Source organism: Pseudomonas sp. UBA3149 (assembly GCF_002364655.1).
Taxonomy (GTDB): Bacteria; Pseudomonadota; Gammaproteobacteria; order Pseudomonadales; family Pseudomonadaceae; genus Chryseomonas; species Chryseomonas luteola.
The window spans coordinates 1-13,430 of sequence record NZ_DEYV01000045.1 but is presented as its reverse complement, the minus strand read 5'-3'; the positions used below and the strand labels follow the sequence as shown (position 1 = coordinate 13,430).

Annotated in this window: 18 protein-coding genes and 1 pseudogene; 15 read left to right on the top strand and 4 right to left on the bottom strand. The window is 49.9% G+C overall.

Translation table 11 applies throughout. The features are described from left to right. Positions 1 to 400 (bottom strand): annotated as a pseudogene (locus tag B3729_RS23045) (hypothetical protein); the annotation flags it as partial. A 280-nt stretch (positions 401 to 680) separates the two neighbouring features. Here B3729_RS23045 and B3729_RS23040 point away from each other — a divergent pair. Together B3729_RS23040 and B3729_RS23035 are read left to right on the top strand one after the other, a co-directional pair. Then, entirely contained in the window at positions 681 to 1,958 is a 1,278-nt protein-coding gene (locus tag B3729_RS23040) for a hypothetical protein (RefSeq protein WP_286789117.1), read from the top strand. Position 1,959: 1 nt separating this feature from the next. After that, positions 1,960 to 3,066, top strand: coding sequence for a hypothetical protein (locus B3729_RS23035; RefSeq protein ID WP_286789116.1), 1,107 nt, complete (start codon positions 1,960 to 1,962; stop codon positions 3,064 to 3,066). A 271-nt stretch (positions 3,067 to 3,337) separates the two neighbouring features. Here the strand turns inward: B3729_RS23035 and B3729_RS23030 are convergent, their stop codons facing one another. Then, positions 3,338 to 3,580: a hypothetical protein gene (locus B3729_RS23030; RefSeq protein WP_286789115.1), complete on the bottom strand. Its 243-nt coding sequence runs from the start codon at positions 3,578 to 3,580 to the stop codon at positions 3,338 to 3,340. Positions 3,581 to 3,788: 208 nt separating this feature from the next. On the opposite strand from B3729_RS23030, the gene yhhA reads away from it, so the two are divergent. From yhhA to B3729_RS23010, 5 genes are all read left to right on the top strand, one after another. Then, the gene (gene yhhA, locus B3729_RS23025; protein WP_286789114.1) at positions 3,789 to 3,971 is read left to right on the top strand and encodes a YhhA family cyclophane-containing RiPP; all 183 of its coding nucleotides are present in this window, start codon (positions 3,789 to 3,791) and stop codon (positions 3,969 to 3,971) included. An 8-nt stretch (positions 3,972 to 3,979) separates the two neighbouring features. Continuing rightward, positions 3,980 to 6,139, top strand: a complete 2,160-nt coding sequence (gene yhhB / locus B3729_RS23020; RefSeq protein ID WP_286789113.1) for a cyclophane-forming radical SAM/SPASM peptide maturase YhhB — start codon at positions 3,980 to 3,982, stop codon at positions 6,137 to 6,139. Next, the gene (locus B3729_RS23015) at positions 6,108 to 7,121 is read left to right on the top strand and encodes a hypothetical protein (protein WP_286789112.1); all 1,014 of its coding nucleotides are present in this window, start codon (positions 6,108 to 6,110) and stop codon (positions 7,119 to 7,121) included. Before yhhB ends, B3729_RS23015 begins: the two co-directional genes overlap by 32 nt. Further along, positions 7,106 to 7,606: a GNAT family N-acetyltransferase gene (locus B3729_RS24650; RefSeq protein ID WP_349677906.1), complete on the top strand. Its 501-nt coding sequence runs from the start codon at positions 7,106 to 7,108 to the stop codon at positions 7,604 to 7,606. Before B3729_RS23015 ends, B3729_RS24650 begins: the two co-directional genes overlap by 16 nt. 790 nt (positions 7,607 to 8,396) lie before the next feature. Then, complete coding sequence (locus B3729_RS23010; RefSeq protein ID WP_286789111.1) at positions 8,397 to 9,542, top strand: RNA-guided endonuclease InsQ/TnpB family protein; 1,146 nt, start codon at positions 8,397 to 8,399, stop codon at positions 9,540 to 9,542. On the opposite strand, the gene B3729_RS23005 is transcribed toward B3729_RS23010, so the two are convergent. Then, the gene (locus B3729_RS23005; protein WP_286789110.1) at positions 9,515 to 10,042 is read right to left on the bottom strand and encodes a hypothetical protein; all 528 of its coding nucleotides are present in this window, start codon (positions 10,040 to 10,042) and stop codon (positions 9,515 to 9,517) included. The two genes, B3729_RS23010 and B3729_RS23005, sit on opposite strands and share 28 nt — an antisense overlap. Before the next feature lie 138 nt (positions 10,043 to 10,180). Next, complete coding sequence (locus B3729_RS23000) at positions 10,181 to 10,417, bottom strand: hypothetical protein (protein ID WP_286789109.1); 237 nt, start codon at positions 10,415 to 10,417, stop codon at positions 10,181 to 10,183. Positions 10,418 to 10,572: 155 nt separating this feature from the next. Between B3729_RS23000 and B3729_RS22995 the strand changes: the two genes are divergently transcribed. The 8 genes from B3729_RS22995 to B3729_RS22960 form a co-directional block, all read left to right on the top strand. Then, a complete protein-coding gene (locus tag B3729_RS22995) occupies positions 10,573 to 10,902 on the top strand; it encodes a hypothetical protein (RefSeq protein WP_286789108.1) in 330 nt (109 codons plus the stop codon). A 12-nt stretch (positions 10,903 to 10,914) separates the two neighbouring features. Continuing rightward, positions 10,915 to 11,355: a GNAT family N-acetyltransferase gene (locus tag B3729_RS22990; RefSeq protein ID WP_286789107.1), complete on the top strand. Its 441-nt coding sequence runs from the start codon at positions 10,915 to 10,917 to the stop codon at positions 11,353 to 11,355. Between the two features lie 165 nt (positions 11,356 to 11,520). Beyond that, positions 11,521 to 11,667 carry a hypothetical protein gene (locus B3729_RS22985; RefSeq protein ID WP_010799291.1) on the top strand — a complete coding sequence of 49 codons (147 nt, stop codon included), beginning with the start codon at positions 11,521 to 11,523 and terminating at the stop codon, positions 11,665 to 11,667. Between the two features lie 69 nt (positions 11,668 to 11,736). Further along, positions 11,737 to 12,018, top strand: coding sequence for a DUF4326 domain-containing protein (locus B3729_RS22980; protein WP_286789106.1), 282 nt, complete (start codon positions 11,737 to 11,739; stop codon positions 12,016 to 12,018). A 69-nt stretch (positions 12,019 to 12,087) separates the two neighbouring features. Next, entirely contained in the window at positions 12,088 to 12,504 is a 417-nt protein-coding gene (locus B3729_RS22975; protein ID WP_286789105.1) for a hypothetical protein, read from the top strand. A 47-nt stretch (positions 12,505 to 12,551) separates the two neighbouring features. Beyond that, positions 12,552 to 12,734 (top strand): hypothetical protein, encoded by a 183-nt coding sequence (locus B3729_RS22970; protein WP_125890207.1) that lies wholly within the window; start codon positions 12,552 to 12,554, stop codon positions 12,732 to 12,734. 162 nt (positions 12,735 to 12,896) lie between these two features. After that, complete coding sequence (locus B3729_RS22965; RefSeq protein ID WP_286789104.1) at positions 12,897 to 13,199, top strand: hypothetical protein; 303 nt, start codon at positions 12,897 to 12,899, stop codon at positions 13,197 to 13,199. Positions 13,200 to 13,250: 51 nt separating this feature from the next. Then, positions 13,251 to 13,430 (top strand): hypothetical protein (locus B3729_RS22960; RefSeq protein WP_286789103.1); only part of this gene is annotated, 180 nt, incomplete at its 3' end.

Here is a 13,430-nt window from a genome sequence, read left to right as displayed (position 1 = left end):
CGTAAAATTCGTCGCACAGGAAGGCCTCGGCGCGAAAGGCGACATCCTTCTCGGTCCATGTGGGCAGGTTCGGGATATCGGGTAGCGGATAGCGCGCGCCCTGCTCGTAGATCTCCAGATAGGTCCGCAACGCCATAAACGGCTCGTGATAGCCATAGCGGCCCCACAACATGTCGATTGCCACGATCTGGCGCATGGAAAGAACTGTGAAGCGTGGTTTGATACCCAGCTGGCGCGCGCTTTCCTCTTCCTGAATTTGGATGGTTAGGATCAGGCGCAGGAGCTCAAGCGTATACGCAGGGCTGTAGGCATTGGGACTGATCTTGATGCGGCCTGTACGCTCGTCTACCTGCCGGCTCAGCCAGCAACGGGCAGAGGGATCAAAGTGGCGGGCTTTCATGTAGCCGCGTAGGTTATATTTTCAGCCGAGGCGTCGCTGGTGACGTGCAGGCACGTCCAGCAGATTTATTACTAAAGTCTAGATTAAGACTGCATTGCAGATACATAAGTTTATAATCATGTTTAGCCATTAATATTGGGATTACATAGCTACGGAAAATATAATTCAGCTAGAGCATTCCTTGCGCTATTGTGATAGATATCAAGAAGCTTTTACTGGTAGTCTGTTAAGAGCTTCAAAGTAGTTCTCTCAATAAGGTATGAGCACAACGGAGAGTGTGATGCTTAAGGGTCGTAAGCTAATTGAGCTTTCATATGACGTGCAGGCAGGATTAGGTCGGATTGATGTTCCTGATTTTGACCGATTAAGAACAATGGGAATGGCGGCAACATTAGCAATACATCTGCGCGGTCTACAGGAAATCGATTTTGAAGTACTTAGAAAGGTCAGCGACCATTTCTTTTCCATACCATCCTATGCCCTAAGAGAAGTTGCAGAGGTGTTAGCTGAAATACAATACGTCGACCTTGTAAAAAAGGGCAACAGGATTATTTCAATAATACCTAATATTCCGCATTTCAAAAATGTCTACGAAGGAGTTGGGAGTTTCTTTGATTTCTCAGAATTAAATGAGCATGAGCAAGGAACTTTACTTATCTTATCCGAGTTGCAAAAAAAACCTGAGAATAGAGACCGTCTAATTTCTAGCATAGGAATAGAGCGTTCCTTAATGGAGCGCTGTGTAGATATTGGAGCCACAGGAAACTATTTTAAGGAGTTTAGAGCTCGTGGCCGGAGCATTATTGCAAGCCCGTTTTATTTTTCAGACAATTTAGACGAGTTAGCTGATCTAACTGCTAAAGTCGGCGCAGACGATATTGCCGTTGTTCTTGAAGTTATCAAGAACAATCAAGGATGGCCACTATCGCTAATTCAGCAAAGAGCTGAGCTCGGTGGTAAGAAACTAACACAACAGCAGATGCAGCTTCTTGTACATCTATGTTCAGAGGGGATTCTCAAGCCTCCATCTATCGAGTTTAAAAATTCTATAGAAACATTTATATTTACTCCGAGGCCAGGGGGAGCTCGTCTTGACGCTTCAAACCGTGAAATATATGAGCGAGCAATGGCCCTCGTCTCATGTGTACGGAAAGGACAGCTTTTAGCTGATCAATATCGCATCAAGATGCCTGTAAGGATACTTGAAGTATTGAGAGATCAAGGCTATATAGGCTCAAATTCCGAGGCTGTAAATCAATATAAAAATTTAGTTTTCCTTAGGGTAGGGCATCTTAAACATATTGCTGGTGATAGATATCAGTTCCATTTGACGCCGGAAGATGAAAATAAAGCAGCACTTGACCTTGCAATCAATCTCCTTCGGAGCGGTGAGCTCGCGAGTTTAGATGTCAACCAAGATGCTCGTCTCGCACTATCGAAAGACGAGAGGTATATTCAGTCAATAATTTCTGCAGCAGAGCTAAAAGGACGTAGCCAAGTTGCTCTCCTTGGCGAATCTGCAGATCAATTCGAACAATTAATATTTGCGTACGAATGACATGGCAAAGCTGGACAAAGATTTATATCAAAAAGAAATGGCCATAAGGTTTTGCCTTGTAAACGATATGGCTCCATTCCCTGAAGTCGAAATACAAAACTTTAGAGAACTTTCAACAACAAGTACTATAATAACAGATATCGATGTCCTAGGAGTAAAAATTGACTCTACCGGAAGGCCTAGACGAGTTTTATTTGACTGTAAAACGTTAGGTAAGACCAGCCCTATAAATCGCGCTTTTTGGGCAGGAGGCTTAATGAACTTTTCAGGTGGCGACGAGGCCTTTATTATCCTTCGTAAAAAGGCGTCTGAGGCGCACCGACTTTCAGCAAAGCAGATTAAAGTACACTTGTTTGATGAGGCGCAATTTCTTAATTACGCAGTTTCATGTTCTGTCGATTATAGTCTTGACTATTGTTATTCAACTTCGATAGGCAACTGGACAAAGCTCTTCGAGTCGACTACTCATGAGCCTGGTCTTGCAAAGTACTCTGCATTTATCCACAATGAAATTCCAATTGAGAGAGATGCTGTTAAAGCACTTCGAAAGTTTCTATCAGCATTAGCTAAAATTAAAGGAGAGCTTGATCCCGCTAAGAATAAGCATAACTGCCTCTTCCTATACTCATTATCTCTTTTCGCTTTCCTAATGGCACAGATCGTACACGACTTAAGAAACATCGTAGAGTTCGATGCAGAAGAAAAGCAATTTGAGGAGATTCTTAAGTTTTATATATGGGGAGGACGAGACAGTTACCTATTGAGAAGCAGGCTAACCGAGCTTTTTTCAGCACAAAGAGATGGCGCTACTCATCAGGATCTTGAACTAAAAGATTGGTCTGGATTTATGGAGCTTACTCGGCGCCTTTTAAATTCGCCGATGGACATACAGAAATGCATGCTTCCTTTAAGAGAGTTTGCGTTAATGAAGGTTTCTGATAAGGATGAGCAAAAAAATGAGTACGTTTCAAAAAAAATTCAATCCAATAAGAGGCTCCGGCAATTCTGCATAAGCCTCTCTCGATATCTTTCGGACTCCTTGAAGCTTCCTAGGGAGTTTTCAACTCAACTCGAAGATGACTTTAATAACCTTCGATTTACGCAATGATATGATCGCCTCCGCGGCATGTTTGTTATTTAGGCCGCGTGAGGATACTTTTAGGGTTATACTTAATCTCTCATTAAGTAGATCTAAGTCAGCTTATTGAGGTGGATCAGCATAGTAAGCGTAACGCTGAAGATCTTGCTACGAATGTGCATTATAATAAAATAACAGCTTTGTTTGTTCTTCTCGTTAAGTAGCCGATCAGGCTAATAAATATGGCTACGAAAAAGCAGCTATTTTCAGTAAATCAGGATGTATATGCTGTATATCTAATCTACTTGCGCTTGTTCAAATCCCGCAGTCCAAACCAGAGCACAGCCTGTGCCGACAGGCCAAGGGTAAGGATAAACAACGCAACGGTCATGACCTTCCAGTAGCCGATGGTGTAGCCAAAGCAGGCTACTGCAACGGCCAGTATTTCTATCAAGAGGGGAATGCGTCTGAGCCAGCGGGTCTCGTGCTGTACCTGGGCGTCGAGCCGTTCGAAGTATAAGAGCAAAAAATTGACTGTCATCATCTATTTGACATAATAAGTTACAAATTATTATGTATTGCCATTTTGTTAAATAAAATTCTTGAATTTCTTCAATAAGTCATAGATATGCTCAAAAAATAGGCTTAAATTCGGTTATAAAGCCTTTCTATGATAGGCTATGTTCATGCCTTGAACTGTCATGAGACCTTCGGCAATGATGCTGGCAACTCACCATGCAAAGGAGCTCGTGATGCCTTCAACAGCACTTAAAGTCGAAACGTCGACCTTGTCGACGATCCGTCAAAGCTTGGCTAAAGGCCAAAGTACCAACCCGGCGATTCAGCGCTTGCGTTCCCGTGTATTGACGGAGTCAGATGTCGGCCAGGTTATTACCAGCTACGACCGTATGCACCACCGTCATAACCGCTCGTGAGTCTCAGCATGGACGCCGCTAAGTTTTCGTCGTTTCTGGTAAAGGTAGCATCGCGTTGCAACTTGGATTGTGATTATTGCTATGTCTACCATCACGCGGACCAGAGTTGGCGCTCCATGCCCAAATTTCTCTCTACCGAGTACAGGGAGGCGTTTGTTGACCGGCTCGCAGAGTACACTCAGCAGAGTGACCTCAAACACTGTGCGGTGATTTTGCATGGCGGAGAGCCCCTATTGGCTGGGGCTCGAGTATTGGCTGATTTCGCCGTTTTGCTTCGCAAAACCTGTAGCATTCCAGTCGACGTAAGCCTCCAGACCAATGGGTTGTTATTGACGGAGCAAGCTTTAGATATCTTGGCCGCGGCGAACATTGGCGTCTCGCTAAGTCTTGATGGGCCGCGTATAGCCAATGACAAGCACCGGTTGACACGCAAAGGGCGGTCAAGCTTCGAAGTCACTGAACAGGCATTAGTACGTCTGCAGCGATACCCTTCGATCTTTGCTGGTGTCATTGCGGTGGTGGATGCATCGACCAGTGCTACAGAGCTTTTCGAATACTTCAATCAATTCACCATTCCACGCTTGGATTTCCTGCTGCCTGACGCTCATTGGCTTCGTCCTCCTCCAGGGCGCAACCAAGATCCTGGTCTCTACGAGCAGTGGCTGGTTAATGCATTTGATGTGTGGTTTGACCAGTATGCCCACATTCCTCTGCGTACGTTCGAAGCGCTGTTAGATGTATGCGCCGGCTTGCCATCCAGTACTGACGCATTCGGCTTTGGCGACGTTAGTTTGTTGTCGATCGAAACAGACGGCAGTTATCATGACCTTGATGTGCTAAAGGTTACCCAAGACGGCGCTACTCGCTTGGCAGGCACTGTCCTCGATACTCCCATATCAAAAGTGGCTGAGTCAGACGCAATCGCACAGCACCGGCGATACCTGCGCAAGGAAGGGCTGTCGCAGACCTGTCAGGACTGTAAGATCGTGGACATCTGTGGCGGCGGATCGCTGCCTCACCGTTTCGCTGACAACGGATTCGAAAATCCTACCGTATATTGCAGCGAGATGAAGCGCTTGGTTGCCCATATCGGTCAGCGCTTGAATGAACACTTGATGGCGGCAGCTGAAAATAATATCGCTAACCTCCCCGAGTTTTTTGATCTCGCTGAGTTTGAAGTGGCGGAAACCTCAGGACAACATCTGGACGCGCTTTGCGAAAGCGCCAAGCTAGACGCAGTGCACTGCTTGCGCGAGGCGCTTCAACTGTTCTGCAATGATCCACGGGCAATCCAGTTGCTTTCGATGACCGAGCCGCAATTCGAGCGCGCCGCTGTGCTTCCAGGATCAATCGCGTGGTCGAATGCCGCAATTGCGCAAAACCGCGGGCATGCTCTTTTAGCTGTAGATGGGCAGTCGATTTTAGTTAACGCCGATTACTTAGATCAGATACTCTCGATCGTCAAACAACCGGCCCGTAATATCAGCCTGGATTTAGGACGTGAAGACCATTGGCTCAGAGCGCCTTTCGGAAAGGCCATTTATTTCGAGAATGCAGAGCTCACCCGGATCGGCCAAGATCTCGTACAACGTGCAATGGAGATCGTATATTCATGGCGCCCTGCCTTAGCTGCGGAGATACTAAAGGCTTGTAGCGCTGTTCAATTTGTTCGTGACCCCTCAGCTGATCCGCATAAAATCGTTTCTTTTAGCGATAATTCTGTGCCGGGTGCGCTCTATGTCTCGATAACTCAAGGTGAAAGGTTGATCGATCCTTATGATCTCGCCGACTCGCTGATCCATGAGCATCGGCATCAGAAGCTATATTTACTCGAGCGATCCGCACCTACAGTAGAGCGTACCAATGCTCAAGTCGTCTCACCGTGGCGGGAGGATTTGCGCCCTCCGTCCGGCTTATTGCACGCCGTGTTCGTTTTTGTAGAGCTCAGGCGCTTCTGGCTACATGTGCGTGATCATGGGCCAGTAGAGTTTAATTCCCGAGCAGTGAATCAGCTTGCTGATACTGATCAACACTTAAGCCAAGCTTTTGTCACGCTCCAAGACTGCCCACTAACAGAAATAGGGCAACACTTGGTAGACATCTTGAAATGTGCAGCGATTGAGGGAAGTTCACAGCATGAGTTCGACTTTAGCCATCCCGCTGTCTAGCCTCTCAGCTGATCCACATATACGTCATGCGCAACTAAGAGAGTACTTCTGCGACAAGGACGCCATAGCAGTTAATGTCGGGGCGCAATGGATCTTGAGTCTGCAATGGTCGGACGACCCAGACCGATATGTAGACCCACGGCTTAATGAAGGTCTGGCTTGGTGGGGCGGTGGTTTGAAGTGTAAAGAGATGGCAGGTGCCCGTAAACGCAGGGGTAAAGTACTTCTTTCTCTCAACGACACATGGACGCTGGAAAGCTGGAGTGAATGGCTTGCCAAGCAAACAGAGTCGCGAGACATCATAGTGCTCCATGTGGATGATCATAAGGATCTAGGTTCTCCGCGAGTATTCCTTCAAGAAGATGGCTGGATCGATCCTATTCAAGGCAGTGCAGTTAATCTGGCTCAGCCTGACTCGGTGACAAGTGCGATCCACAGCGGCGCATTCGGCATGGGCAGTTTCCTAACCCCCTTTTTGCATCATTATCCTGATACCGAAGTTCGCCATCTCTGCCAAGGGCCAAAGTGCACGAAAACCATTGATGCGTTGATCAGGCTTGAGGTTGTATCAGATTGCTTGCTTGACCCGAGTGCGTTACGGCCCTCAGTTAGGCTGGAAATCGATAAGAATGGCGTAGGCAAAGGCCGTTACCGTTTCACCGATAACCTAGAAACTTGGCTTGAGGGCGTGACCGATAGTAATGCTGCCATCTTGCTGCATATCGACATGGATTACTTCTGTAATCGATACGACGGAGACAGTGATCATGTTGAACTACCTGGCCCTTTGAACAGCTCGTTGCCCAACATTTTAATCCGAATTGATGAATTAACAGGAGCTCTGCGTCGCTCTAGGCTGACGCACCGACTTGCTGACATTGTCATTGCTTTTTCACCTGGATTTTTTCCAGCAGAGTTCTGGGCTGACAGTTGCGATCGCCTGCTTGCCGGTCTAGGAGAGGCTCCATGGTGCGATCAGTAAAGCAATCTAACCATAGGGCTGCGCCTCGCAAGACTCCAAAACCGCCAACAGTAATGGCTAAGTCAAAACTTGGCCCAGTTGCCTTGGAGAGCGTTGAATTCGTTCGAACACCAGGGACACGGGCGCGAGGATATGGCCCAGATGGGGAAGCATGGATTATCCTGGCAGAGGGTAAGCGCGCGGGAACTGCGTATATCAACATCGTCGAGGATACTGTCCGCGGGAAGCACGCTTCGTTTCATGTATTCCTAAACAGGCCTAGTCAGGGGCGGCAGATCGGTCGCGCCGCTTATCGTCTTTGCTGCTTGCAAAGTCAGCATAATGTTATTTACGCGCACATGCGCAAATCAAATATAGCTTCCCGCAAAGCAGCGGAGCACGCGGGTTTCGTAGAGGCTTCCTCCGCACATGATGCCCAGTTAGTAATGGTCTGGCACAGGCCAACTTCAGTAACTGAACTTTCCCAAGTCTTAACACAGAATTGACATACCGCAGTTACTTTAAATGAGTCTAAAAGATTTGAAGCAATTCTGTATGAGTCTAAAAATAGTCTTAAAGCAGGCATCGGCCGACGCGCTAATACCTGAGCGAAGCGTCATCGACTTGGTCGAATGTGGGGACCGCATTGTAGTAATGCTACGAGGCCATCTCGACGAACATAATTGCCGCAGAGTAAAGCGCAGGAAATTTGACATGACGAACTTAGGAGCACAGCACTCTAGTAACCAATGAGAAGGTTCCTAGCGGATAGCCTAGATATTGATCTTCTGTGCATAGACTATATCCCAGCCTAGCCGGTTAATACCTTATAGGCCGGCCGAGACGGTACACTCGAAACACTGAGCCCATCATGTGAGGCGCTCCCGATGGAAGACTGCTATTGAAAGAATGGACGCAAATCAGAGGCAGGCCGTAGCTTGGCATTGAGTTCGCGTATTACGAGGCCAGCAAGCTGACGTGCCTTTAGCATCAACGCCTCGCTCATAGCATCGTAATCTGCTGCAGGACCCTCAAACGACACAGCCCAGGTTCCTTGGTCAATTTTTCAAGTGGCCAAAATTCGGCCGTCCAGGAACTTAATCTTATGTTAGAACATGACGTGCGGGTCCGTATGACCCTCTTGGGAGACCATACAGTAAAACTCATCAGTTTTGCGCGAGATACCCCGTACTTCTAGTGCGGGGAGGGATAGCGCGGCGCGCAAAACGTGCCCTTTTATCGCTTCCTGCTGATGACCAATTTCTATCTCACATCAAGTTTTGTATGTTGTAAGGCATGACTAAACGCGCCTACAAATACCGGTTCTACCCAACGCCTGAACAGGCAGAGCTGCTTGCAAAGACGTTTGGCTGCGTGCGTTTGGTCTATAACACAGTGCTTCGCTGGCGTACCGATGCGTTCCATAAGGAACAGCAGAAAATCGGCTATGCCGCTGCTAGTGCCTACCTGACCGCACTCAAGAAGCAGCCGGAACTGGCGTTCCTGAATGAGGTTTCCTGCGTCCCTCTTCAACAATCCCTGCGCCACCAGCAGACTGCGTTCAAGAACTTTTTTGAAGGACGGGCCAGGTACCCTACCTTCAAGAAGAAGCGAAACCATCAATCAGCTGAATTCACCGCCTCGGCGTTCAACTACCGGGACGGCGAGCTGTTTCTGGCGAAAAGCAGCGAGCCGCTGAATATCCGCTGGAGTCGTGCCCTGCCGTCTGCCCCTTCTACCGTGACGGTTTCAAGGGATGCAGCTGGGCGCTATTTCGTCTCGTGCCTGTGTGAATTCGAACCTCAAGCCTTGCCCGTCACGCCGAAAATCATCGGCATCGACATGGGGTTGAAAGACCTGTTTGTACCCTCCGAAGGCGAGCCGGTTGCCAATGCTCGCCATACCGCTAAATATGCCTCCCGGCTGGCATTGGCACAACGCCGGCTGAGCCGTAAGGAGTTTGGCTCTGCCAATCGTGCCAGGGCCCGCCAGAAGGTTGCGAGGATTCACGCCAAGATCTCCGATTGCCGACTCGACGGCTTGCACAAGCTGTCACGCAGACTGATTAACGAAAACCAAGTGGTCTGTGTCGAAAATCTTGCTGTAAAAAACATGATCAGAAATCCCAGGCTAAGCAAAGCTATCGCTGACGCGGGCTGGGGTGAACTGGTCCGCCAGCTGCAATACAAGGGCGCCTGGGCAGGCAGGCAAGTGGTCGCCATAGACCGCTGGTTTCCCAGCTCAAAGCGTTGTTCTGGCTGTGGGTTTGTAATGGACTCGATGCCGCTTAGTGTCCGCTTGTGGGTTTGCCCTGAATGCAAGGCAGAACATGACCGCGACGTGAATGCTGCACTTAATATCAAAGCGGCCGGGCTGGCCGTGTTAGCCCCTGGAGCGAATGTAAGCGGCAGAGGTCAAGTACCTGTGTCCTGTTCGCAGTGAATTGGGAATCCCCGTCCTTCAGGGCGGGGAGCAGTCAACATTTGCTGGCATTTTGTGTTGTTGCCGACGGACAGGATGGTGCGGCCGCCAATTACGGAGACCAGATAGTCGTTGCTCAGACTGGGCGTGGCCAGCCAGACCTTGACGGCGATGCCCTGGGCCTTGGCGTAGGCGCGGATCTGCGAGACCTGTGAGCGGTTGAAGGCCTTGATCACGGGGTTCTCGACCAGCGTGTCGCTGTGGCAGACGTGCAGGGTCGGGAGGGTGGCGCCAGCCTCCTTGAGCCGGATCAACGCGGTCAGGGTAAGGTTCAGCGTGACGCTGGAGTCCTTGCCGCCACTCCATGCCACGACTGGATGCCAGCCCTGCTCGATCAGCACGGTGATGGCCTGCACAGCCCCTTCGATCTTCTGCTCCAGTGAGCGCTCGGGCAGCTGGATTGCTACCTCAATTTGAGGGAAGGCAAAGGCGTCTTGTTGTGTAGGTTGGAAGGCAGTCATCGTGGGCTCCTGGCCGTGTCCGATAACTCCACCTTGCCCTACAAATCCGCTGATGCAAGTCCACTCAGGCCAAGAAATATGGCTACGAAAAAGCAGCTATTTTCGCGGATTGAGAATGTATAAGGTGTACATCTGGATTTATTGGCGCTTATTTAAATCCCACAGTCCAAACCAGAGTACAGCCTGTGCCGACAGGCCAATGGTGAGAATGAAAAGCGCAACGGTCATGATCTTCCAGTAGCCCACGGCGTAGCCAAAGCAGGCTACTGCAGCGGCCAGTATTCCAATCAAGAGAGGAATACGTCTGAGCCAGCGGGTTTCGTGCTGTACCTGGGCGTCAAGCATGGCGATCAACTCTTCCCTGTCCTTGTGCATGATGTTTCCTTGATTTCCTTGAAGCGTAGCGATGCGGATGTGTCTGTGTGCAGGATAGACACCGAAACGTTAGTGCCGTTGCCGCGTGAGTAGCCACTTGCATCACAGGATTTGGATGTTAGGTTCGATTGAGTCTGCAAAGTTGAGAGCAATCCATGCCTATCCAAGAATCGTGTGAGTGCTGTGGTGACAACCTGAAAGCAGGGCAAACGGGCGAGTGCGACTTTTGCCATGATGAAGGGCTTTTGATCGATCTGTGCGGCGGCCTTGATACCCAGGCATACCAGATGGTCGAGGAGAAACGACGCAGAGGAGATGGTGCCCGCTTCAATCCTGTTACGATTAGAATGACGGCCCGCCTCGATAAAACCTATTCTGGAAAATTCCTTGTTTGCTTTGAGGGCGACAAGCTCCCTACACTGAGACTTGCTGGGTGTCCGCTGTTGGCCAAATGCGGAAGTCATTTATCGATGAATACTGTCTGAGCCCTAATCAAGATGAATATCCGCGAGGCTGTAGCCAAGGACCTAGAACGTATCGTTTGCTTGTTTGAACAGCTCGGGTATTCAACTGAGCCTAAGCAAGTAGCGCAGCAGCTGCATGAGCTACGTCAAAGAGCCGCTGGACAGGCGTTTGTAGCGGAGCAGCACAGTGACATTGTTGGTGTTGCGATAGTACACATAATGAACCCGTTACATGTAAAAGCCTCGTGGGCTCTACTTTCTGCTCTGGTTGTAGACGACAAACACAGGAGTTCGGGTCTTGGAGCACGCTTGCTGACCGCTGCAGAGGAGTTTGCAGCGCAGCAGGGCTGCTCGCAACTTGAGTTATCTAGCAACAGTGCCCGCAATCGAGCACATTTGTTCTATGAGCGAAACGGCTATCAAGAGAAGCGCCTACGTTTCGTTAAAGTGTTTCAAGAGTCCTTGGAAAGCTAATGCTGATCGTACATATGCCTTTTGAGCAAACCACATTTGATTGCTCATTAGGAGCAAAGCTGGAAATGGAAGGCGTAAGCCTTAATTGAAGAAGCTCAAACCTCCAAGGGCAGAGCTACAAAGTACTGGCTGTCGAGGTAGATCACTGATCAGGAAGGATTGACGATGGCCGTGATGTTCTATAACGAGGGTGAGCACCCTGCAGGATTCATTGGCTACAGGGTGGCGACCACGCTGGGTGAAGAATCCGAGTTTCGACAGTGCTACTTTGAGATGCGCAATGAGCCAGAAATTTTTGAACGTGTGAAGTGACTTTAAGCGACAAAGCGCCTAGTACTTGATTGTAGAACCAGAGCACATTGCAAAATGGATCAGGAATGGGTGAGTGACTTGCCTGCACGCATTCAGCTACGCCGTACCAAGGGCTGGCGCTTGCCGGAGGGTGCTGTACGTGTTGCCAGACCGGGCAAGTGGGGAAACCCCTTTAGTGTTGCCGAGCATGGTCGTGAACAGGCCATAGCGCTGTTTTCAGCGTATCTGGATCAGCAGCTGGCCATTGGGGCACTTGATATAACGGAGCTGCGTGGCAAGGCTCTGGCCTGTTGGTGTCGCCTGGACGAACCCTGCCATGCAGATATCCTGATCAAACGCTCCAATATCTGACACTCAAGCCCTTGCATCCCGCAATTCCCATGAGAGAGTGAAAGTGTCTTCCACTTTCAGGACTTTCCCATGAATACGAAGCAGCTTGTCATCATCTATGTGGCCGCCCTAAGCGTGACCTGGTGCCTGGGCCACATGCTGGGTATCTACGCCTCTATCAACCCTGTGGTCGTTCTCCTCATGGTCAGCCTGTTGCTGGCGCTGGGTTGGCTCGTCACGCAGCTGATCACGGAAAAGGAGCCTGCGACTCAAAGGGTCTCAGCTCGCCCTGCAACGGGTCAGCACAGGAGCGCCTCCCGCGCCAGCAGCTATGCCTCTCGCAGCTACGCCTCTCAATCAGGTAGCTCCTCAAACAGCAGCGGTGCCGATCTCACGACTCTCGCTACGCTGGCGATACTGAGCAATACCGATACGGGGCCTACTTGTACCGTAGGCGTTAGTGATTCAGGTAGTTCCTGTGGTGACAGTGGCAGTGGTGGCGACTGATCAGAGCGAGTCCTGCCAATCCTTCCATATGCCACGAGGACATCAGCGTGAGTGAATATTTTGAGTGGGAAGAAGCTGTCGTTGAGCAGGTCGCAACTGCACTGGATGCAAGCCATTCAGATGCGTCGGCTATCGTAGAGGCTCAGTTGTTCAGGTTGCAGCAGGCATGGAGCATGGGCATGGATGCAGAGCAGGCGGCGAGAATCGTCGTGGAGTCTAGCGCTGCGTAGGGATTAAGGAATCGAGCTGGACGTGCGCGGCCCGCTCGATTACAGCTAGGTGATTTGACGGTGCACCTTGGTGCACCTAAGATCCATTTCGAAGATCTGCATAACCTGTACTGCCCTGAAGAAGCCGGCATCCCATGCACGGCATGCACAGAGGACAAAACGATGAAAGCAGCGACTGTTCGTCTTAACGTTCTATCTGATTCAATCGGCTCTGAGTGGAGTGATATCGATGCCGCAGGCGAGGCCTATGCTTCCCTCCTCGAATCCAGATTGCAGCAGTCGGCAGGCGAGGCAGGATTCGCTACCGACGACATCTCTGTAACCTACCACTCCAGCCTTGCGGGCTATTCAACTGATTCTGTATGGGCTGAGCAGCTTGAAGCTGAGGAGCAGCTCCAGGACATCGTCCGCAGTACTCGAGAATCTGCCTGGGTAGAGTTCTGCGAATCCAACATCGCACTGTAATCACCTTCACCGGCCACAGCGCCGAGAATTCTTTCGCAAGAAGGCAGCACCATGTCCAAGAAAGCTGGAATTCACATAGGTCCCCAGCTGGACGCCGTTATTGGCGTCACCGGCGACAAGGCGGGCATCACGACGAGCAGGCGCGTCAACGTGATTGGCGACCGCTATGCAGAAATCCTGCGCCGTGAACGCATTGAAAAGCTGTTTAGCGATGCTGAGTGGAATGCTCTA

Excerpts from the sequence above, each read along its gene's own strand:
- B3729_RS23040 (WP_286789117.1), top strand. The coding sequence starts at position 681 with ATGCTTAAGGGTCGTAAGCTAATTGAGCTTTCATATGACGTGCAGGCA.
- B3729_RS23035 (WP_286789116.1), top strand. The coding sequence starts at position 1,960 with ATGGCAAAGCTGGACAAAGATTTATATCAAAAAGAAATGGCCATAAGG.
- B3729_RS23030 (WP_286789115.1), bottom strand. The coding sequence starts at position 3,580 with ATGATGACAGTCAATTTTTTGCTCTTATACTTCGAACGGCTCGACGCC.
- yhhA (WP_286789114.1), top strand. The coding sequence starts at position 3,789 with ATGCCTTCAACAGCACTTAAAGTCGAAACGTCGACCTTGTCGACGATC.
- yhhB (WP_286789113.1), top strand. The coding sequence starts at position 3,980 with ATGGACGCCGCTAAGTTTTCGTCGTTTCTGGTAAAGGTAGCATCGCGT.
- B3729_RS23015 (WP_286789112.1), top strand. The coding sequence starts at position 6,108 with ATGAGTTCGACTTTAGCCATCCCGCTGTCTAGCCTCTCAGCTGATCCA.
- B3729_RS24650 (WP_349677906.1), top strand. The coding sequence starts at position 7,106 with ATGGTGCGATCAGTAAAGCAATCTAACCATAGGGCTGCGCCTCGCAAG.
- B3729_RS23010 (WP_286789111.1), top strand. The coding sequence starts at position 8,397 with ATGACTAAACGCGCCTACAAATACCGGTTCTACCCAACGCCTGAACAG.
- B3729_RS23005 (WP_286789110.1), bottom strand. The coding sequence starts at position 10,042 with ATGACTGCCTTCCAACCTACACAACAAGACGCCTTTGCCTTCCCTCAA.
- B3729_RS23000 (WP_286789109.1), bottom strand. The coding sequence starts at position 10,417 with ATGCACAAGGACAGGGAAGAGTTGATCGCCATGCTTGACGCCCAGGTA.
- B3729_RS22995 (WP_286789108.1), top strand. The coding sequence starts at position 10,573 with ATGCCTATCCAAGAATCGTGTGAGTGCTGTGGTGACAACCTGAAAGCA.
- B3729_RS22990 (WP_286789107.1), top strand. The coding sequence starts at position 10,915 with ATGAATATCCGCGAGGCTGTAGCCAAGGACCTAGAACGTATCGTTTGC.
- B3729_RS22985 (WP_010799291.1), top strand. The coding sequence starts at position 11,521 with ATGGCCGTGATGTTCTATAACGAGGGTGAGCACCCTGCAGGATTCATT.
- B3729_RS22975 (WP_286789105.1), top strand. The coding sequence starts at position 12,088 with ATGAATACGAAGCAGCTTGTCATCATCTATGTGGCCGCCCTAAGCGTG.
- B3729_RS22965 (WP_286789104.1), top strand. The coding sequence starts at position 12,897 with ATGAAAGCAGCGACTGTTCGTCTTAACGTTCTATCTGATTCAATCGGC.